This window comes from Xanthomonas sp. fls2-241-TYG-148, assembly GCF_030208815.1.
GTDB lineage: Bacteria > Pseudomonadota > Gammaproteobacteria > Xanthomonadales > Xanthomonadaceae > Xanthomonas > Xanthomonas campestris.
Window position 1 is genome coordinate 123465 of the sequence record NZ_JARVTE010000019.1, and the last position, 19594, is coordinate 143058.

General features: G+C 64.4%; 19 protein-coding genes. 15 read left to right on the forward strand and 4 right to left on the reverse strand.

Going from position 1 to position 19594, the window contains the following annotated elements; translation table 11 throughout:
- Positions 1–132: 132 nt before the first annotated feature.
- The 4 genes from QRM60_RS18175 to flgA form a co-directional block, all read right to left on the reverse strand.
- Positions 133–1359: an ATP-binding protein gene (locus QRM60_RS18175; protein ID WP_014507708.1), complete on the reverse strand. Its 1227-nt coding sequence runs from the start codon at positions 1357–1359 to the stop codon at positions 133–135.
- A 77-nt stretch (positions 1360–1436) separates the two neighbouring features.
- The gene (locus tag QRM60_RS18180) at positions 1437–1769 is read right to left on the reverse strand and encodes a hypothetical protein (RefSeq protein WP_011037120.1); all 333 of its coding nucleotides are present in this window, start codon (positions 1767–1769) and stop codon (positions 1437–1439) included.
- Positions 1770–1783: 14 nt separating this feature from the next.
- Positions 1784–2095 (reverse strand): flagellar biosynthesis anti-sigma factor FlgM, encoded by a 312-nt coding sequence (gene flgM / locus QRM60_RS18185; RefSeq protein WP_011037119.1) that lies wholly within the window; start codon positions 2093–2095, stop codon positions 1784–1786.
- A gap of 66 nt (positions 2096–2161) precedes the next feature.
- Positions 2162–2806, reverse strand: coding sequence for a flagellar basal body P-ring formation chaperone FlgA (gene flgA, locus QRM60_RS18190; RefSeq protein WP_115555968.1), 645 nt, complete (start codon positions 2804–2806; stop codon positions 2162–2164).
- Between the two features lie 228 nt (positions 2807–3034).
- On the opposite strand from flgA, the gene QRM60_RS18195 reads away from it, so the two are divergent.
- The 15 genes from QRM60_RS18195 (at position 3035) to fliS (ending at position 19589) form a co-directional block, all read left to right on the forward strand.
- Positions 3035–3979, forward strand: coding sequence for a chemotaxis protein (locus QRM60_RS18195; protein WP_011037117.1), 945 nt, complete (start codon positions 3035–3037; stop codon positions 3977–3979).
- 467 nt (positions 3980–4446) lie between these two features.
- The gene (gene flgB / locus QRM60_RS18200) at positions 4447–4848 is read left to right on the forward strand and encodes a flagellar basal body rod protein FlgB (protein ID WP_011037116.1); all 402 of its coding nucleotides are present in this window, start codon (positions 4447–4449) and stop codon (positions 4846–4848) included.
- 3 nt (positions 4849–4851) lie between these two features.
- The gene (flgC, locus tag QRM60_RS18205) at positions 4852–5259 is read left to right on the forward strand and encodes a flagellar basal body rod protein FlgC (protein ID WP_002813454.1); all 408 of its coding nucleotides are present in this window, start codon (positions 4852–4854) and stop codon (positions 5257–5259) included.
- 23 nt (positions 5260–5282) lie between these two features.
- Positions 5283–5948 carry a flagellar hook capping FlgD N-terminal domain-containing protein gene (locus QRM60_RS18210; protein WP_285446784.1) on the forward strand — a complete coding sequence of 222 codons (666 nt, stop codon included), beginning with the start codon at positions 5283–5285 and terminating at the stop codon, positions 5946–5948.
- Positions 5949–5979: 31 nt separating this feature from the next.
- Complete coding sequence (flgE, locus tag QRM60_RS18215) at positions 5980–7203, forward strand: flagellar hook protein FlgE (protein ID WP_040941328.1); 1224 nt, start codon at positions 5980–5982, stop codon at positions 7201–7203.
- A gap of 144 nt (positions 7204–7347) precedes the next feature.
- A complete protein-coding gene (gene flgF, locus QRM60_RS18220; RefSeq protein WP_040941329.1) occupies positions 7348–8103 on the forward strand; it encodes a flagellar basal-body rod protein FlgF in 756 nt (251 codons plus the stop codon).
- A gap of 933 nt (positions 8104–9036) precedes the next feature.
- Positions 9037–9822 (forward strand): flagellar basal-body rod protein FlgG, encoded by a 786-nt coding sequence (flgG, locus tag QRM60_RS18225; RefSeq protein ID WP_005994332.1) that lies wholly within the window; start codon positions 9037–9039, stop codon positions 9820–9822.
- Positions 9823–9860: 38 nt separating this feature from the next.
- A complete protein-coding gene (gene flgH / locus QRM60_RS18230; protein WP_011037111.1) occupies positions 9861–10553 on the forward strand; it encodes a flagellar basal body L-ring protein FlgH in 693 nt (230 codons plus the stop codon).
- 10 nt (positions 10554–10563) lie between these two features.
- A complete protein-coding gene (locus QRM60_RS18235; protein ID WP_014507703.1) occupies positions 10564–11682 on the forward strand; it encodes a flagellar basal body P-ring protein FlgI in 1119 nt (372 codons plus the stop codon).
- A gap of 1 nt (position 11683) precedes the next feature.
- Positions 11684–12871 carry a flagellar assembly peptidoglycan hydrolase FlgJ gene (locus QRM60_RS18240; RefSeq protein ID WP_011037109.1) on the forward strand — a complete coding sequence of 396 codons (1188 nt, stop codon included), beginning with the start codon at positions 11684–11686 and terminating at the stop codon, positions 12869–12871.
- 11 nt (positions 12872–12882) lie between these two features.
- Positions 12883–14757, forward strand: a complete 1875-nt coding sequence (gene flgK, locus QRM60_RS18245; RefSeq protein ID WP_011037108.1) for a flagellar hook-associated protein FlgK — start codon at positions 12883–12885, stop codon at positions 14755–14757.
- On the forward strand, positions 14757–15962 hold the full coding sequence (flgL, locus tag QRM60_RS18250; protein WP_285446785.1) for a flagellar hook-associated protein FlgL: 1206 nt from the start codon (positions 14757–14759) through the stop codon (positions 15960–15962). Before flgK ends, flgL begins: the two co-directional genes overlap by 1 nt.
- Positions 15963–16279: 317 nt before the next feature.
- Entirely contained in the window at positions 16280–17479 is a 1200-nt protein-coding gene (locus tag QRM60_RS18255) for a flagellin (RefSeq protein WP_042599040.1), read from the forward strand.
- A 220-nt stretch (positions 17480–17699) separates the two neighbouring features.
- Entirely contained in the window at positions 17700–19028 is a 1329-nt protein-coding gene (fliD, locus tag QRM60_RS18260) for a flagellar filament capping protein FliD (RefSeq protein WP_042599039.1), read from the forward strand.
- Positions 19029–19175: 147 nt separating this feature from the next.
- The gene (gene fliS / locus QRM60_RS18265) at positions 19176–19589 is read left to right on the forward strand and encodes a flagellar export chaperone FliS (RefSeq protein WP_011037104.1); all 414 of its coding nucleotides are present in this window, start codon (positions 19176–19178) and stop codon (positions 19587–19589) included.
- The last annotated feature ends 5 nt before the right edge of the window (positions 19590–19594 follow it).

Below are 19594 nucleotides of genomic sequence, written 5' to 3' on the forward strand. Positions count from 1 at the left end.
TGGGGAATCGGTACAAGCGGTGCGCGTGCTCCGTTTGTTTCCGTGTGGAATGAGCACCTCCGGGCAACGAAGCATCAGCGACGCCGCTCTATCGATTCCCCATTCCCGATTCCCCATTCCCAGCGCGAAGCGCTACCGCGGCTGCCGCACCGGCAACACGATCCGGAAGCTTGCGCCCTGCCCCGGGACGCTTTCGACGTCGATGCGGCCGTGGTGCTTGTTGATGATGCCGTAGGAAATCGACAGGCCCAGGCCGGTGCCGCTGCCGACCGGCTTGGTCGTGAAGAACGGGTCGAAGATGCGCTGCAGCAGGTCCGGGGCAATGCCGGCGCCGCTGTCCTGGAATTGGATCCAGACGTTTTCTGCCTCGTCGCGACCGGTGGTCACGGTGATCGTGCCGCGCTCGACAATCGCCTGCCCGGCATTGAGCAGCAGGTTCATGTAGACCTGGTTGAGTTCGGATGGCAGGCATTCCACCAACGGCAGCTCGGCGTAATTGCGCTCCAGGGTGACCTTGTACTTGAGCTCGTTCCAGATGATGTTGATCGTGGATTCGAGGCCGGCATGCAGATCCACCATCTTCCAGGACTCAGAACGGTCCGAGTACGAGAAGTCCTTGAGGTCGCGCACGATGCGCGTCACGCGCTCGATGCCCTCGCGCGACTCGGCCATCAGCTGCGGCAGATCGCGGCTGATGAAGTCGATATCGGCGCGGTTGCGGATCTCGTCGATTTCCGGGATCAGCGCTTTCGGATCTGGCGCCTGCAACGCGCGTTCGTAGGCTTCGATCAGGGTGAACAGGCTGCGCAGATATTCCTGCAGGCTGCCCAGGTTCGAGTGCACATAGCCGATCGGGTTATTGATCTCATGCGCGACGCCTGCAGCGAGCTGACCGATGGAGGCCATTTTTTCGGACTGCAGCAGTTTGTCCTGGGCGCCGTTCAAGCGCAGATAGGCCTGGCGCAACTCAGCATGCCGCTGTTGCAGCTCGCGCTCGTAGTCCTGCTGGCCTTCGATATTGTGGAACAGCGCCAAAAAATGCCCGACGCCCTGCTCCTCGTTGTAATACAGATGCGCAATCACCACGCGGTCGCTCACCGGCAGGCTGCCGGTCCAGCTGCCCTTGCTGCGCGCCTGGTTGAGCGCATCGGCCGGCAAGACCTGCGAGATCCGCTCACCGAGATTGCGGTCGTCGGTGGGATCTTCCTTGCACAGGCTCTGGCGCGCGATTGCGTTAGCCATGATCAATTGGCCATCGGCGCGGAACAGCAACACACCCTCAAGCATCTGATCGCCGAAGGCGCGCAGCATGGCCGAGGAAGGCAACAACGTCTGATTGAGAAAGAACTTGGCAGTCACGGGACGAGGCAGCGTAGAGGACGCCTCAATATACGCCGAACCCGTGACCGGCCGTGTTGCCGAATGCGGCGTGGCGCTCAGGCCACCGCGAGAGAGCGGCCGGCGCGCAACACGCTGGACTGGCCATTGGCGTCATAGGACGGTGCGCTTTCGGTCCGCCCCAGATGCCGCAGTGCCCAGTTCACCTCACGGCGCCGGCGTGCCAGCAGCGCGCCATTGGCGCGGTTGGCTTCGGCCAGTTCGCGCAGACGCTCTTCCTGCCCTTCGGGCATCTGCACTTCGAGCGCGCGCAGTGCCGCAAGCTTGTCCTGGGTGTGCCGCATCAAGCTTTCGATGTCGTGCTCGATCAATGCCTGCCGTTCGCCGGCCAGCGCATCGCTGAGACGTTGCAGGGAATCGTTCACGTTCATCCTTTGGCCGGCAATTAGCCCGCCAGTTGCTGGTTCAGATCCATCATGCGGCTGGCGATGGCATCCGGGTTGATGGAATAGCTGCCGTTCTGCAACGCTTCCTTCACCGCCTGGACGCGACCGGTGTCGATCGCCGAGGACTGCGAAAGCTCGCGCTGCAGCGCTTGCAGGTTGGTCGCTTCGCCGGTCAGCTTGACGCTGTCGGTGGGCGGTGTTGCGGCAACGGGAGACGCGCGGTCTTCTCCAGCGGAGGCAATCTTGCTGCCCACGGTGGCGGTACGAAGAGTCGCTGCGGTCGGTAGATTGCCTTCGATTTTCTGGCTCATGTCAGGAACTCCTCTACAGGTCGTAGGGGATAACGGCGGCCAGAAAAAAAACTTTATAGAGAATTTCTATCTGGATACCACCACGGTACCGCTCGCTTCAACAATGCCCTGAACGACTCGGCGCGAGGATGAATTCTCCACCGAGACACGCTCGTTCTCGCCAGCGTCGGACAGCGCGCGACCGCTCATGCGCACCTCCAGCCCACCGTTGCGCGACACCAGCGGCACCGTGTCGCCACGCCGTACCAGCCGCGGGGTGACCAGGTCATTGGCCGACAACAGCGTGCCAGCCGGCAGGATGCGGCGGGCGGTCTTGCCCACCGCTGTAGCCGGGTCGGCCAGGACCGCACCGACGATCCGCGCGGCATCGCGCTTCTCGATGCTGATATCGGCCAGCGAGATGGTTTCTCCAGAGGTGAGGCCGCGACGCAGGACAAGCACATCCTGGTTACGCCGCACCTTCAGCGGCACGAACAGGCGCCAGCCAGCCGGCTGCGGGCACGCCACTTCCACCGTATTGGTACCGGTGGGCTGGGCCTGCAGCGCGATCGGGCACGCCGGCATGCGCAGGCCGGGATCGAGCGTGGCCTCCGCTTCGGCATCGGGACCCACGGTGGCGAGCGCGGCGGCACGGATCGAATCGACGGACTGGTAGCCATCGGCCCAGGCCGGGGCAGACACCAACAGGATGACAAGCAGGAGCAGGCGCATGGGACCAGATCCGGAAGAAGGCGCGGAAGCTCCTGCAAGCTGTGTGCCGTTTTCTGGGGAATCGTGAGTGGGGAATCGGGAATCGCAAAAGCCGGGCGGCGCATCGGATACCTCAAGTATGTGGACCGCCCGTCGATTGGTAAGGGGGACGGACCGATGGCCTGTCAGACGATTCCCGATTCTCCATTCCTGCTCAAGTTATTGCGCACCCCTGTCGATATCTGCCCCATGACCCACGATCTGCTCAACCGCATCGACCAGCGCACGCGTCTGGCTGGCCACAATCGACTGGCCCTGCTGCTGTTTCGGCTGGGCGGCCGCCAGCTTTTTGGCGTGAACGTCTTCAAGGTGCAGGAAGTGCTGCGCCGGCCGGAACTGTTCCAGGTGCCTGGCCTGCCGACCGAGTTCGCCGGCGTCGCCGACGTGCGCGGGCGCTCGGTGCCGGTGCTGGACTTAGGCCTGGCCATTGGCCACCCGGAGCGCGACCCGCATGGCGACAACGGGCCCGGCTACCTGGTGGTGGCCGAGTTCAACCGCTCGGTGCAGGGCTTTCTGGTCAGCGGGGTGGAACGCATCGTCAATATCGCGGTGGAAGATATTCACCCGCCGCCGGAACTGGGCGCGGAAGCCACTTATTTGACGGCGGTGACGCGCTTCCAGGGTGAGCTGATCCAGGTCATCGACGTGGAAAGCGTGCTGGCCGACATCGCCAAGGTCAGCAAGGACGTGCAACTGGATCCCGGGCTGCAGCTGGTCACCTCCGACCGGCAGTTCCAGGTGCTGGTGGTGGACGACTCACGCGTGGCACGCCAGCAGATCCGCAGCGTGCTCGACCAGTTGGGCGTGGCGGCAACGCTTCTCTCCGACGGCCGCCAGGCGCTGGATCACCTGCTGCAGGTGGCGGCATCGGGCGAAAACCCGGCCGAGCGCTACGCCATGGTGATCTCCGATATCGAAATGCCGGCAATGGACGGCTACACGCTGACGACGGAAATCCGGCGCACGCCGGGCCTGCAGGGCCTGTACGTGCTGCTGCACACCTCGCTGTCGGGCGTGTTCAACAATGCCATGGTCGAGCAGGTGGGCGCCAACGCCTTCGTGGCCAAGTACAGCGCTCACGAGCTGGCCGATTACGTGCTGGCCCGCCTGCGCGTGGTGGCCGAAGCCGCCTGATCCTGCTGGATCCGGCCGCCCTGCCCGCCTGAGCGCGCAGGCCTGACGGGGATTTCCCCCGTCTGAGATTCCCTCCGAATATGCTGCTGCCCAAACGGGCGGCCATACGCCTGCGCGAGAGCCGCAAGGGTTTGACTGCGCCTGGCCCTCGCATACGCACCTTCTTCTTGTTAGCGATCAGCCACTTCCGTAGATGGCTTCGCCTGCTCGCGCGCAATGGGCTCGGTACATTAGCCGCGTTGCGCTCTGGCAAGCTTTAAACAAGAACGCGGCAAAGCCCGCTGCCCCGTCACCGCGCCTGGCCCTGCCGACGATGGCACGGCCCGTGCGGCGCGGCCCACCGCTTGCAATGCCAAGCGACCCAGCGGCGACGCCCAAGAGCCCCCCTGCCCGGCCCCACCAGCACGGCGCCCAGGATCTGGCACAAACATTGCTTCTCCCCTGGCAACCTTCCACGGGAGAACACCGTGTCCAGTCCCTTCACTTCCTTCCTAGGCATCCACGGCGACGCGCTCACCTTGCGCGAGCAGCGGATGAAGCTCATTGCCAGCAATCTGAGCAATGTGGACACCCCTGGCTACAAGGCCAAGGATCTGAACTTCGAAGCGGCATTGAAGGCGGCCGAAGGCGTCCGCGACGGCGGCCTGATGCAGGCCACCGATGCCAAGCACTACGAGATCGGCAGCACCGCCGGCCTCAACCCGTTTCAGATCACCCGCGAAGCCGACCAGCCCAGCCTGGACGGCAACACCGTCGATCCCGATGCAGAACGCGCCGCCTACGGCCGCGCCGCGCTGGAATACCGCGCGTCGCTGAGCTTCCTCGAATCCAAGGTGCGCTCGATGCTCACCGCGATCACGGGCCAATAAGTCATGAGCAATCTTCCGATTTTCGATGTCGCCGGTTCTGCGCTGCACGCGCAGTCCGTGCGCCTGAGCACCATCGCCTCCAACCTGGCCAATGCCGACTCGGTCGCGGGCTCGGCGGAAGCAACCTACAAGCCGATCGAGCCGATCTTCCAGGCGCAGCAAAACCGCCAGGACCCCAGCCTGACCTCGGTGAACGTCAAAGAGATCACCACCACCAATGCGCCGCCGATCCGCCGCTACGAGCCCGGCCACCCGCTGGCCGACGCCGACGGTTACGTGTTCTCGCCCGACGTGGACCCGGTCTCGCAGATGGTCAACATGATTTCCGCCTCGCGTAACTACCAGGCTGGCGTGGAAATGCTCAACACCGCCAAGGAACTGGCGCTCGCCACCTTGACCATGGGTCGCTGACCCTTCCTTACGGACCATTCCAGATGAGCACGATCGGCAGTGACCTTTACAACAGCCTTGGGCTGACCACCAGCAGCAAGGTCGCCAAGAAAGAGGACGCGCTCGGCCAGGCCGACTTCCTCAAATTGATGACCGAGCAGCTCCAGCACCAGGACCCGCTCAAGCCCATGGAAAACAGCGCGTTTCTGGGCCAGTTGGCGCAGTTCTCCACTGTGCAGGGCATTGGCGACCTCAATACCAAGGTCGGCAATTTCTCCGATTCGATGAACAGTGACCAGGTGCTCAAGGGTGCCGCGCTGGTGGGCCATAACGTGTTGGTGCCCTCGGCACAGGTGGCGATCGATGCGACCGGCTCGGCCAAGGGCGTGGTCGCCGCGACGTCGGCCGGTTTCGTCAATTTCGAAATCACCGATGCCAACGGCACCTTCGTCAAGCAGCTCAGCGTGCCAGCCAGCGCCTCCGGTGAGGTGTCGTTTGCCTGGGATGGCACCGACGCCAACGGCAACCGCATGGCCGCCGGCAAATACGGCATTACCGCCACCCAAACCGACACCGCCGGTGCCAAGAGCAAGTTGTCCACCTACGTCGATGCACCGGTGGACAGCGTCACGATCGGCTCGGACGGCCTGTATCTCAACCTGACGGGGCTCGGCACCTCCCCGCTCGCCAACGTGCTCCGCGTCAGCTGAGCCGGCAACCGCCACTTAAAGGAACTCATCCATGGCTTTCAATACCTCGTTGTCCGGCATCAACGCAGCCAATGCCGATCTGAACGTCACCTCCAACAACATCGCCAACGTCAACACGACTGGTTTCAAGGAGTCGCGCGCCGAGTTTGCCGACATGTTCCAGAGCACCAGCTACGGGCTGTCGCGCAATGCGGTGGGTTCGGGCGTGCGCGTCAGCAACGTGGCGCAGCAGTTCTCGCAGGGCAATATCGACCCGACCGGCCGCAGCCTGGACCTGGCCGTCTCTGGCGAGGGCTTTTTCACCGTGTCCTCCAACGGCGCCAAGATGTACACCCGCGCCGGCAACTTCCAGACCGATGCCAACGGCTATGTGATCAACCCGCAGGGCGCCCGTTTGCAGGTGTTCGCGCCGAACCCCAGCGGTAACGGCTTCGACGTGGGCCGTTTGTCGGACCTGCAGCTGCTGACCACCGACAGCCCGCCCAAGTCGACCTCCACGGTCAACCTGGCCTTCACCCTGCCCGGCAACGCCACCGCACCGACGGTGACCCCGTTCAACCCGGCCGATGACAAGACCTACAGCCACTCCACCGGCGGTATCAATGTCTATGACTCGCTGGGCGTCAGCCACGTGCAGACCTCCTACTTCGTCAAGACCGCCAACCCGAACGAGTGGCAAGTGCACAACTACGTGGATGGCTCGGCTGTTGGCGCGCCGACCACGCTGCAGTTCTCCGACACCGGCTCGCTGACCACGCCGGCCAACGGCATCGTGGCGATGGACCCGTTCACCCCGAGCACCGGTGCCGGCGTGCTGAGCATGCAGCTCAATGTCAGCGGTTCCACCCAGTACGGCGAAGCCTTCGCGCTGCGCGATACGCGCCAGGATGGCTACGCCAGCGGCAAGCTCAACGAAATCAGCATCGACACCAGCGGCGTGGTGTTTGCGCGTTACTCCAATGGTGCCGACAAGGCGTTGGGCCAGGTCGCACTGAGCAGCTTCGTCAACCCGCAGGGCCTGCAGTCGCAGGGCAACAACATGTGGGCCGAAAGCTACACCTCCGGCGCCGCCCGCACCGGCGCACCGGACACCTCGGACCTGGGCCAGATCGAATCCGGCTCGCTGGAAGCCTCCACGGTGGACCTGACCGAGCAGCTGGTGAACATGATCGTGGCCCAGCGCAACTTCCAGGCCAACTCGCAGATGATCTCGACCCAGGATCAGGTCACCCAGACGATCATCAATATTCGTTAAGAGCTGGGAATGGGGAATCGGGAGTAGGGAATCGTAAGAGCAGGCATCTCGTGCATCGGATGCCGGCCTTGCCCCCCTTCTCCCAGTCTCCAGCAATCCCGCTTTTGCAATTCCCGATTCCCGATTCCCTAATCCCGGTGTCTCATGGACAAAGCCCTCTACGTTGCAATGACCGGTGCCCGCGCTTCGCTGCAGGCGCAGAGCACCGTGTCGCACAATCTCGCCAACGTCGATACGGTGGGTTTCAAGGCCGCGTTGGCCAACACCGAGGCATTCCAGATCCGGGGTAAGGGGTATCCGTCGCGGATCGATGCGCTGCATGTGGACCAGGGCTTCGATCGCAGCCAGGGCCATCAGAAGGTGACCGGCAACCCGCTGGATGTGTCGCTACAGCAGGACCGCTGGCTGGCCGTGCAGTCGCCGGACGGCAGCGAGGCCTACACCCGCAATGGCGAATTGGCGCTCACCGCCAATGGCCAGCTGGTCACTGCCAACGGGCACGCGGTGCTGGATGAAGGCGGCAACCCGATGACCATCCCGCCGCACCAGGCGATGGAAATCGGCAGCGACGGCAGTATCTCGATCATTCCGCAGGGCGAAGGCCCGCAGACCATGGCCATCGTCGGCAAGATGAAGGTGGTCGATGCGCCCGCCGATCGTTTGACGCGGCGCCCGGACGGGTTGATGCGCAATACCAGCACCGACCCGGCGCAGGCATTTGCGGTGGCCACCGGCAAGACCGTCAACAGCGGCATGCTGGAAGGCAGCAACGTGGATGCAGCCGGCGCGCTGGTGGAGATGATCCAGCTGCAGCGCCAGTTCGAGATGCAGGTGAAGATCATCAAGAACGGCGACGACAACGCGCAGTCGGCCAATTCGTTGCTGCGTGTCAGCGGCTAACCGTCATCGCCAAGGTGACTTTGTCGTCGCGGGTCGGCCGGCCAGGGTTTTTGCCAACCAATTCGAGAGCAGGCGCGAGGCGGCATGGCAGGCTGACGCAATCGACATGTCGTTTGGCCACTATCGTCATGCACACGCAGGTCTACTGCTGAGCGAATGATCTGGTCTCTCGCTGCGGCTGATCTGCAGCGTGGCTGCAGGACCCTGGCTCACCCAGCTTGGCTGCAGGGTCCGCCCGCCCACAATCGAGGGACACGCTGCAAGTACGTCCTTGTAAGCGCTTACGCGGCATCCATGCCGCATGAGGTCCCGCGACGGTGAGCGGGCAAGGACCAGTGGAGATGGTCGGTGCATGGTGCAAGCAATGCTTGACGTGGGTTGCTTAGATAACCGCGCGTCCGATCATCTTCTCAATGAAAGCCGAGCAACGGACAAGATTTTAAGAAAACAACCGACCAACTCGCTGGTGCGGTGTCCTCGCCGCTTGCGGGACCGTGTGGCGGCATGGATGCCGCCACCGAGCCCCCAGGGACGGGTTCACGGCGTGTCCTGCGAGCGGTGAGGGCACCGCGCGCTCGACTGACCAGGCTTTTGACGGCACCACGCGCTCGACCACCCAGGCTGTTGATTGTGTCGCAATACCAGCCGGCAAGTCCCAAGCACCCTTCCGCACGCAGCGCCAAGGGTTCACACGTCTTCGACCACATCGCTGACCGGCAACCGATCTACCGCGCCCGCTCTGCCGCGAAGGTCTCCACCGCCTCCGGTTAGCCGCCGCCTAGCCGCCGCCAGCCCTGCCCTGCGCAGGCCGCCGCGCCCCCTCTGCGTGACCCACCGCACAGCCGGCAGAAATCCGGCGCGGCTTTGGCACAACACGTGCATATACCCAGCCGTGCCCGGAACACATCCCCGGGTCTAACGAGGAATCGGGTCATGAATCAGGCTTTGTGGGTCGCCAAAACCGGACTGGATGCGCAGCAGACGCGCATGTCGGTCATTTCCAACAACCTGGCCAATACCAATACCACCGGCTTCAAGCGCGACCGTGCCGCGTTTGAAGACCTGCTGTATCAACAGGTGCGTGCGCCGGGTGGTTCCACCTCCGCGCAGACGCAGCTGCCCACCGGCCTGCAACTGGGCACCGGTGTGCGCGTGGTCTCCACCTTCAAGGGCTTCGACCAGGGTAGCCAACAGCAGACCGGCCGCGCGCTCGACGTGATGGTCAACGGCCGTGGCTTCTTCGAAGTGCAGATGCCCGACGGTACGTCCGCGTACACCCGCGACGGCACCTTCCAGATCAACGCGCAGGGCGAAGTCGTCACCAACAGCGGTTACCCGCTGCAGCCGGGCATCCAGGTGCCGGAAGGCGCGCAGTCGCTGACCATCGGCAACGACGGCACCATCAGCGTGACCCTGGCCGGCCAGGCGGCCGCGCAGGAAATCGGCGCATTGACGCTGACCGACTTCATCAACCCCTCGGGCCTGCAGGCCAAGGGCGAGAACCTGTTCGTCGAAACAACCGCCTCCGGTCCCGCACAGAACGGCACCCCCGGCCTCAACGGCCTGGGCACCACCGTGCAGGGCGCGCTGGAAGGCAGCAACGTCAATACGGTGGAAGAGCTGGTGAGCATGATCGAGACGCAGCGCGCCTACGAAATGAACGCCAAGGCGATCTCCACCACCGACTCCATGCTCGGTTACTTGAACAACAACGTCTGATCGGCTCGCCGCTCGTCGCCTTCTCAGGAACTCACGCCATGTCCCGCCTGCCCTCTCTTTCCTCCCTGTGCCTCGCCATCGCCTGCAGCGCGCTGCTGGGTGGCTGCGTGGCAGCCGGCGACGTGCGGCCGTTCGCCGAACTGGCGCCGATCGTGCCGGTGGTTGCGCCGGTCGCGCAGCCCACCGCCGGTGCGATCTACGCGGCCGGCCCGAGCCTGAATCTCTACGGCGACCGTCGCGCACGCGATGTCGGCGACCTGCTGACGGTGAACCTGGTGGAAAACACCACCGCTTCGTCCACCGCCAACACCAGCATCAGCAAGGCCGACACCGTGGACATGAGCACGCCCACGCTGTTGGGTGTGCCGCTCACCGTCAACGGCATCGACGTGCTGCGTAACTCCACCAGCGGCGACCGCAGCTTCGATGGCAAGGGCAATACCGCGCAGAGCAACCGCATGCAGGGCAGCGTGACCGTCACCGTGATGCAGCGCCTGCCCAACGGCAATCTGGTGATCCAGGGCCAGAAGAATCTGCGCCTGACCCAGGGCGATGAGCTGGTGCAGGTGCAAGGCATCGTGCGCGCCGCCGACATCGCCCCCGACAACAGCGTGCCGTCGAGCAAGGTGGCCGATGCCCGCATTGCCTACGGTGGCCGCGGCGCGATCGCGCAGTCCAACGCGATGGGCTGGCTGAGCCGCTTCTTCAATTCCCGTCTGTCGCCCTACTGAGCCTGCGACCATGAATCTGTCTTCCCTGCCCCACCGTCTGCTCGCTGCCGCTGTCGCGCTGTGCGCGATCGCCGCACCGGCGTCGGCCGAACGCATCAAGGATCTCGCCCAGGTCGGCGGCGTGCGCGGCAACGCGCTGGTCGGTTACGGTCTGGTGGTTGGCCTGGATGGCAGCGGCGACCGCACCAGCCAGGCGCCCTTTACCGTGCAGAGCCTGAAAAACCTGCTCGGCGAGCTGGGCGTCAATGTTCCGGCGAACGTCAACCCGCAGCTGAAAAACGTCGCGGCCGTGGCCATCCACGCCGAGTTGCCGCCATTCGCCAAGCCCGGCCAGCCGATCGACATCACCGTCTCTTCGATCGCCAATGCGGTGTCGCTGCGTGGCGGCTCGCTGCTGATGGCGCCACTGAAGGGCGCCGACGGCCAGGTGTATGCCATGGCCCAGGGCAACCTGGTGGTGGGCGGCTTCGGCGCGCAGGGCAAGGACGGCTCGCGGGTGTCGGTCAATATTCCCAGCGTCGGCCGCATTCCGAACGGCGCCACGGTGGAACGCGCGCTGCCGGACGTGTTCGCCGGCAGCGGCGAGATCACCTTGAACCTGCACCAGAACGACTTCACCACGGTCTCGCGCATGGTGGCGGCGATCGACAACAGCTTCGGCGCCGGTACCGCGCGTGCGGTGGATGGCGTCACCGTCTCGGTGCGCTCGCCCACCGACCCCAGCGCCCGTATCGGCCTGCTGGCGCGGCTGGAAAACGTCGAACTCTCGCCCGGCGATGCGCCGGCCAAGGTGGTGGTCAATGCACGCACCGGCACGGTGGTGATCGGCCAGCTGGTGCGGGTGATGCCGGCGGCGATCGCGCATGGCTCGCTCACAGTGACCATCAGCGAAAACACCAATGTCAGCCAGCCGGGCGCCTTCAGTGGCGGCCGCACCGCGGTCACTCCGCAGTCCACCATCACGGCCACCTCCGAAGGTAGCCGCATGTTCAAGTTCGAAGGCGGCACCACGCTCGATCAGATCGTTCGCGCGGTCAACGAGGTAGGTGCGGCTCCCGGCGACCTGGTCGCCATTCTCGAAGCTCTGAAGCAGGCTGGCGCGCTGACGGCGGAGCTAGAGGTGATCTGACATGCGTATCTCTGCATCGCCCATTGATCTCAACCCGAGCACCAAGGCCGATCCTGCAAAGATCGACAAGGTCTCACGTCAGCTCGAAGGCCAGTTCGCGCAGATGCTGGTCAAGAGCATGCGCGATGCGAGCTCCGGCGACCCGATGTTTCCCGGTGAAAACCAGATGTTCCGCGAGATGTACGACCAGCAGATGGCCAAGGCGTTGACCGACGGCAAGGGGCTTGGTCTGTCGGCAATGATCTCCAAGCAGCTGAGCGGCGACACCGGCGGCCCGGCCTTGAACACCTCGCTGAGCACCGCCGATGCCGCCAAGGCCTATGCGCTGGTGGCCGGCAAGCGCGACGCGTCTTTGCCGCTTCCCGCCCGTGACGGCGCGGCAACCAGCGTCGGTGCGAGCCTCGGCGCAGCGGTCGGCACCGCTGCAGGTATCGGCGCAGGCGGCCTCACCGGCATCGGCATGAGCCAGGTGCTGGATCTGATTGCCGGGCGCACCGGCGGTGAAGCCGGCGGCGATGACGCGGCCGCGCTGAGCTGGCCCTCGGCCAACGACCGCTGGAGCGATGTCACCGCCACCGATGCGGCCGACGCCAACGCCGCAGTGAATGCCACCGCCGCTTCCAGCGCCGCCGCCAGCCTGGGCGAGCGCACACCGGAAGGCTTTGTCGCCAAGATCTGGACGCATGCGCAAAAGGCCGCCCGCGAACTTGGCGTTGACCCGCGCGCGCTGGTGGCGCAGGCCGCGCTGGAAACCGGCTGGGGCCGTCGCGGCATCGGCAATGGCGGCGATTCCAACAACCTGTTTGGCATCAAGGCCACCGGCTGGAACGGCGCCAAGGTCACCACCGGTACCCACGAATACGTCAACGGCGTCAAAACCACCGAAACCGCGGATTTCCGCGCCTACGGCTCGGCCGAAGAGAGCTTTGCCGACTACGTGCGCCTGCTGAAAAACAACAGCCGCTACCAGACGGCGCTGCAGGCCGGCACAGATATCAAGGGTTTTGCACGCGGCTTGCAACAGGCCGGGTACGCCACCGATCCGGGCTACGCAGCCAAGATCGCGGCGATCGCCAACGGTCCGACCATCGACCGTGCGGTGGCCGCGATTGGCAACGCGGCGGCCGACCTGTCCAACCGCTATGCCAGTACCGCCGAGCCCGTTGGGCTAGGCACCATTCGTCGCTGAGGTAATCGCCCATGTCCATCATGTCCACCGGGACCAGCGCACTGATCGCCTTCCAACGGGCGTTGTCGACCGTTAGCCATAACGTCGCCAACATCAATACGGAAGGCTACAGCCGCCAACGTGTGGAATTTGCAACGCGCACGCCCACCGACATGGGCTACGCGTTCGTGGGCAATGGCGCCAAGATCAGCGATGTGGGCCGCGTGGCCGACCAGCTGGCCATCTCGCGCCTGCTCGACAGTGGCGGCGAACTTTCGCGCCTGCAGCAGCTGTCGTCGTTGTCCAACCGCGTGGACAGCCTGTACTCCAATACGGCTACCAACGTGGCCGGGCTGTGGTCCAACTTCTTCGACTCGGCCAGCGCGCTGTCGTCCAACGCCTCCTCCACCGCCGAGCGGCAGAGCATGCTCGACAGCGGCAACAGCCTGGCCACGCGCTTCAAGCAGCTCAACGGGCAGATGGACAGCCTGAGCAATGAGGTCAACAGCGGCCTGACTTCGTCGGTGGATGAAGTCAATCGGCTGACGCAGCAGATCGCCAAGATCAACGGCACCATCGGCAACAGCATCGACAACGCCTCGGCCGACCTGCTGGATCAGCGCGATGCGCTGGTGTCCAAGCTGGTTGGCTACACCGGCGGTACCGCGGTGATCCAGGACGGCGGTTTCATGAATGTTTTCACCGCTGGCGGCCAGGCATTGGTGGTGGGGACCACCGCGGCCAAGCTGACCACGGTGGCCGACCCGTATCAGCCGACCAAGCTGCAGGTGGCGATGCAGACCCAGGGGCAGAACGTCAGCCTCAGCCCCAGCTCGCTGGGCGGGCAGATCGGCGGCCTGCTGGAATTTCGCAGCAACGTGCTCGAGCCCACCCAGGCCGAACTTGGCCGGCTGGCCGTGGGCATGGCCAGCAGCTTCAACACCGCGCACAGCCAGGGCATGGACCTGTACGGCGCGCTGGGCGGCAATTTCTTCAACATCGGCTCGCCCACCACCGCCGCCAACCCGAAGAACACCGGCACCGCAGCCCTCACCGCCAGCTTCAGCAATCTGGGCGCGGTGGACGGGCAGAACGTCACCCTGAGCTTCGATGCCGGTAGCTGGAAGGCCACCCGTACCGACACCGGCTCCACCGTACCGCTGACCGGCACCGGCACCGCTGCCGATCCGCTGGTGGTCAACGGCGTGAGCATGGTGGTCGGTGGTGCGCCGGCCAACGGCGACAAATTCCTGCTGCAACCCACCGCCGGCCTCGCGGGCAGCCTCTCGGTGGCGATCACCGACCCCTCGCGCATTGCCGCGGCCACACCGGTGAAAGCCACTGCGACCATCGCCAACCTGGGCACCGGCAAGATCAGCGACGTCAAGGTCACCAATGCGCAGAACCCCGCGCTGCTGACACCGTCGTCGGTGGAGTTCATCGATGCCAATCAGTACACCATCGATGGCACCGGCCCGTTCGCCTACACGCCCGGCCAGACCATCAGCGCCAACGGCTGGAGCTTCGCGCTGGATGGCGCGCCCAAGGCTGGCGACACCTTCGGCGTCGGCCCGATGGGCGCCGGCTCCAGCGACAACGGCAACGCCAAACTGCTGGCCAAGGTGGAAGACGCCAAGGCGCTCAATGGCGGCACGGTCACGCTCAATGGCGCGCTGTCCGGCCTGACCACCTCGGTGGGCTCGGCCGCACGCGCAGCCAACTACGCGGCCGACGCGCAGGAGGTCATCAACGACCAGGCGCAGGCCAGCCGCGATTCCATTTCCGGCGTCAACCTCGACGAGGAAGCCGCCGACATGCTGAAACTGCAGCAGGCCTACCAGGCCGCCGCACAGATGATCTCCACCGCCGACACCATCTTCCAAGCGATCCTGGGCGCCGTACGCTGATGACCAACCGTATCTCCACCAGCATGATGTACAGCCAGTCGGTGTCGGCGATGACGGCCAAGCAGTCGCGACTGAACCAATTGGAAGCCCAGCTCTCCAGCGGGCAGCGCCTGGTCACTGCCCAGGACGATCCGGTTGCCGCAGGCACCGCGGTCGGCCTGGACCGCGCATTGGCGGCGATCACCCGCTTCGGCGAGAACGCCAACAACGTGCAGAACCGGCTCGGCCTGCAGGAGAACGCCCTGGCGCAGGCCGGCGACAAAATGGCGCGCGTCACCGAACTGGCGGTGCAGTCCAACAACTCCTCGCTCAGCCCGGACGACCGTAAAGCGATCGCCTCGGAACTGACCGCCCTGCGCGACAGCATGGTGAGCCTGGCCAACAGCACCGACGGCACCGGCCGCTACCTGTTCGCCGGCACTTCCGATGGCAATGCGCCTTTCATCAAGAGCAACGGCAACGTGCTCTACAACGGCGATCAGACCCAGAAGCAGGTGGAAGTGGCGCCGGACACCTTCGTCAGCGACACCCTGCCCGGCAGCGAAATCTTCATGCGCATCCGCACCGGCGACGGCAGCGTGGATGCGCACGCCAATGCCACCAATACCGGGACCGGGCTGCTGCTGGATTTCAGCCGCGACGCCAGCTCCGGTAGCTGGAACGGTGGCAGCTACAGCGTGCAGTTCACCGCCGCCGACACCTACGAGGTGCGCGACAGCACCAACGCGTTGGTGAGCACCGGTACCTATAAGGATGGCGAAGACATCAACGCCGCCGGGGTGCGCATGCGCATCAGCGGCGCGCCGGCGGTGGGCGACAGTTTCCAGATCGGCGCCTCCGGCACCAAGGACGTGTTCTCCACCATCGACGACATGGTGGCCGCGCTGAATTCCGATACGCAGACGCCGACCCAGAAGGCGGCCATGATCAACACCCTGCAGTCGTCCATGCGCGACATCGCGCAGGCTTCTTCCAAGATGATCGATGCGCGCGCCTCTGGCGGCGCGCAGTTGTCGGCGATCGACAACGCCAATTCCTTGCTCGAATCCAACGAAGTCACGCTCAAGACCACCTTGTCGTCGATCCGCGATCTGGACTACGCCTCGGCCATTGGGCAGTACGAACTTGAGCGCGCCTCCTTGCAGGCCGCGCAAACGATCTTTCAGCAGATGCAGTCGTCTTCGCTGTTCAATCTGATCCGCTGATTGCGCGTAAAAACCCGTGGTTTCCTGCCCCTTCGCACGAGCAATGTGCGAAGGCAACGGAGTTTATCGCGGGTGCATTTATACCAACGCTAAAGATCCTGCAGTTGCTGCCGAATAAACCGAACCCCTTGATACACAACGCTGCGCGCGTTGCGCCTTCAAGCAAGAAATAGAAAAAAAATACTGAAATGCGCTAAAGGTTCCCACAGCATCGCCGTTATTCATCTCAGCAGCGGCAACGGCCAACTTGATGGCCCCCCTGCGGAGGCTCCAGGCAAGCCCCCTTGCCGGAAAAATCGCTTAGAGGAGATATCAAAATGGCACAGGTAATCAACACCAACGTAATGTCGCTGAACGCTCAGCGTAACCTCAACACCAGCAGCGCGAGCATGCAGACGAGCATCCAGCGTCTGTCCTCGGGTCTGCGCATCAACAGCGCCAAGGACGACGCCGCAGGTCTGGCAATCTCCGAGCGCTTCACCACGCAGATCCGCGGCCTGGACGTTGCCTCGCGCAACGCCAACGACGGCATCTCGCTGGCCCAGACCGCTGAAGGCGCGATGGTCGAAATCGGCAGCAACCTGCAGCGTATCCGCGAGCTGTCGGTGCAGTCGTCCAACGCCACCAACTCGGCCAGCGACCGTGACGCGCTGAACTCCGAAGTCAAGCAGCTGACCGCCGAAATCGACCGCGTTGCCAACCAGACCAACTTCAACGGCACCAAGCTGTTGAACGGCGACTTCTCCGGCGCGCTGTTCCAGGTCGGCGCCGACGCCGGCCAGACCATCGGCATCAACAGCATCGTCGACGCCAATGTCGATTCGCTGGGCAAGGCCAACTTCGCTGCCGCCGTCTCCGGCGCTGGCGTCACCGGCACCGCCACTGCATCTGGTTCGGTCACCGGCATCAGCCTGTCGTTCAACGATTCGACCGGTTCGGCCAAGAGCGTCACTATCGCTGACGTCAAGGTCGGCGCCGGCGACACCGCTGCGGACGTGAACAAGAAGGTGGCTGCGGCGATCAACGACAAGCTGGACCAGACCGGCATGTACGCCTCGATCAAGGCCGACGGCACCATGCAGATCGAATCGCTGAAGGCTGGCCAGGACTTCACCTCGCTGTCGGCCGGTACCTCCAGCGCTGCTGGCATCACTGTCGGCGCCGGTCTCACCACCGCTTCGGCTGCATCCGGCTCCACCGCTTCGACCCTGAGCAGCCTGGATATCTCCACGTTCTCCGGCTCGCAGAAGGCCCTGGAAATCGTCGACAAGGCGCTGACCGCGGTCAACTCCTCGCGCGCCGACATGGGTGCGGTGCAGAACCGCTTCACCTCCACCATCGCCAACCTGAGCGCAACCTCGGAAAACCTGTCGGCCTCGCGTAGCCGTATCCGCGACACCGACTACGCCAAGGAAACCGCCGAACTGACCCGCACGCAGATCCTGCAGCAGGCCGGTACCGCGATGCTGGCCCAGGCCAAGTCGGTTCCGCAGAACGTGCTGAGCCTGCTGCAGTAACCGGCAGCGTCACAGCAACGCTAAAGCCCCTCTCCGGAGGGGCTTTTTTGTGGGCGCGGGTTTCTTGACGCCAGACGACCGACGCGCCAGGCATGAAAGTTGCATGTGTTTTCGGGTCAACCAGACCCGTCGACGCCGCTCAAGTCCTCCCGGATGCGGCCGATATCCGTCTCGTAATCCCATGCATCCGCCTTCCGGATGCCCAGACGAGGAATGCAACATGGCATCGGTGATCAGTACGTCCAGCTCCGGGCTGGATATCCCCACCGTGGTGTCCACCCTGGTGTCCCGTCAGAAGGATCCGGAACAGGCACGCATCAACAAGGCCGGCACCGCCGCCACCACGCAGCTATCGGCGATCAGCCAGATCAAGAGCAGCATGACCACGCTCAAGTCTGCGCTGGACAAGGTGGTCAGCAGTGCCGACACCAATGCCTACAAGGCCAGCGTCCCGACCGATGCCGGCTTTACCGCCACCACCACCAGCTCGGCCGCGCCGGGTAACTACTCGGTGGAAGTGGTGTCGCTGGCCAGCGCGCAGAAACTGGCCTCCGGCGCATTCACCGCCGATGCCACCGTTGGCAGCGGCACGCTGACCATTGGCTACGGCGACAAAAGCATCACCGTGGACATCAGCGGCACCGACAAGCTCACCGACATCGCCGCAGCCATCAACAAGGCGGCCGGCGGCAAGGGCGTCACTGCCAGCGTGGTGACTGCCAACGATGGCCAGCACCTGGTGTTCAATGCCGCCGACACCGGCACCAAGGGCGCATTGACCGTCAGTGCCAGCGACCCCAGCCTGAGCGCGCTGACCTTTGGCGCCGGCGTCACCGGCGGGCTGACCCAGCAGGTGGCCGCCGCCGACGCGCTGGTGCGCGTGGACGGCTTCGAGCGCACCTCCAGTTCCAATACCGTCACCGACATCGTGCCGGGCGTGGTGCTCAACCTGACCAAGGCCGCCGAAGGCACCAAGGTCACCCTGGGCGTCACTGCCGACACCAGCGGCCTGAAAGGCAACCTCACCGCATTTGCGGCGGCCTACAACACCGCCAACACCTTGCTCAAGAACAGCAGCAGCTACAACGCCGAAACCCGAACCGCCTCGGCGCTGACCGGCGACTCGCTGGTGCGTGGCCTGCAGCAGCAGTTGCGCGGCCAGGTCAGCGGCAGCATCAGCGAGCTCAAGGCGCTGGGCCTGACCATCGACAAGGATGGCGTGATGAGCTTCGACGGTGGCAAGTTCGACACCGCCATCGCCGCCGATGGTGGCGCGGCCGCCGAGGCGTTGGGCAAGGACAGCAAGTTCGGCAGCGGCCTGACCAAACTGCTGGACGCCAACGTCAACGTCAACAACGGCACCCTGACCCTGCGTTCGGACAGCTTGAACAAGCAGATCAAGGGTTTCGAAGCGGACCTGGACAACCTCGATGCGCGCATGGAAAAGCTCACCGACCGCTACACCGCGCAGTTCACCGCGATGGAAACCATGATCAGCAAGATGCAGGGCGCCACCGGTTCGCTCAGCAGCCTGCTCGCGATCAAATGATGTGATGCACGTCCTCAAGTCACGCCTTGGTCTTGCCGATAAAAGAAGTACCTATCGTGATATCGGCCTTGCCTTCTGGCAGGAGCGTTGTCGCAGGAGCTCCCAGCTCCGGGACCAGCGAAGGCCAGCCAATTGAGGGAGTCATCCATGTACGGTTCCAATCGTCAGTACGCCGAGCAATACCGCAAGGTCGGCGTGTCCACCAGCGTGACCGAAGCCGATCCGCACAAGTTGGTGTCGCTGCTGTTTGCCGGTGCCTGCCAACGCATTCGTCTGGCCCAGGCATGCCTGGCGCAGGGCGACCAGGCGCGCAAGGGCAAGGCCATTGGCGAAGCCTGCGCAATCGTCGGCCATCTCAACGGCTCGCTCGATCACGAAGCCGGCGGTGAGATCGCTGGTAACCTGTCGGCCCTGTACGACTACGTGATCCAGCGCCTGACCGCGGCCAATCTGCACAACGACGAGACCGCGTTGACCGAAGCGCTGGATCTGCTCAGCGAAATCGACTCGGCGTGGAACTCCATCCCCCTCGATCAACGCGGCATCGCTGCCGCCTCGTGAGTCCT

Coding starts and splice junctions, on each gene's coding strand:
- QRM60_RS18180 (WP_011037120.1), bottom strand. CDS start 1,769: ATGAACGTGAACGATTCCCTGCAACGTCTCAGCGATGCGCTGGCCGGC.
- flgM (WP_011037119.1), bottom strand. CDS start 2,095: ATGAGCCAGAAAATCGAAGGCAATCTACCGACCGCAGCGACTCTTCGT.
- flgA (WP_115555968.1), bottom strand. CDS start 2,806: ATGCGCCTGCTCCTGCTTGTCATCCTGTTGGTGTCTGCCCCGGCCTGG.
- QRM60_RS18195 (WP_011037117.1), top strand. CDS start 3,035: ATGACCCACGATCTGCTCAACCGCATCGACCAGCGCACGCGTCTGGCT.
- flgC (WP_002813454.1), top strand. CDS start 4,852: ATGAGCAATCTTCCGATTTTCGATGTCGCCGGTTCTGCGCTGCACGCG.
- QRM60_RS18210 (WP_285446784.1), top strand. CDS start 5,283: ATGAGCACGATCGGCAGTGACCTTTACAACAGCCTTGGGCTGACCACC.
- flgE (WP_040941328.1), top strand. CDS start 5,980: ATGGCTTTCAATACCTCGTTGTCCGGCATCAACGCAGCCAATGCCGAT.
- flgF (WP_040941329.1), top strand. CDS start 7,348: ATGGACAAAGCCCTCTACGTTGCAATGACCGGTGCCCGCGCTTCGCTG.
- flgG (WP_005994332.1), top strand. CDS start 9,037: ATGAATCAGGCTTTGTGGGTCGCCAAAACCGGACTGGATGCGCAGCAG.
- flgH (WP_011037111.1), top strand. CDS start 9,861: ATGTCCCGCCTGCCCTCTCTTTCCTCCCTGTGCCTCGCCATCGCCTGC.
- QRM60_RS18235 (WP_014507703.1), top strand. CDS start 10,564: ATGAATCTGTCTTCCCTGCCCCACCGTCTGCTCGCTGCCGCTGTCGCG.
- QRM60_RS18240 (WP_011037109.1), top strand. CDS start 11,684: ATGCGTATCTCTGCATCGCCCATTGATCTCAACCCGAGCACCAAGGCC.
- flgK (WP_011037108.1), top strand. CDS start 12,883: ATGTCCATCATGTCCACCGGGACCAGCGCACTGATCGCCTTCCAACGG.
- flgL (WP_285446785.1), top strand. CDS start 14,757: ATGACCAACCGTATCTCCACCAGCATGATGTACAGCCAGTCGGTGTCG.
- QRM60_RS18255 (WP_042599040.1), top strand. CDS start 16,280: ATGGCACAGGTAATCAACACCAACGTAATGTCGCTGAACGCTCAGCGT.
- fliD (WP_042599039.1), top strand. CDS start 17,700: ATGGCATCGGTGATCAGTACGTCCAGCTCCGGGCTGGATATCCCCACC.
- fliS (WP_011037104.1), top strand. CDS start 19,176: ATGTACGGTTCCAATCGTCAGTACGCCGAGCAATACCGCAAGGTCGGC.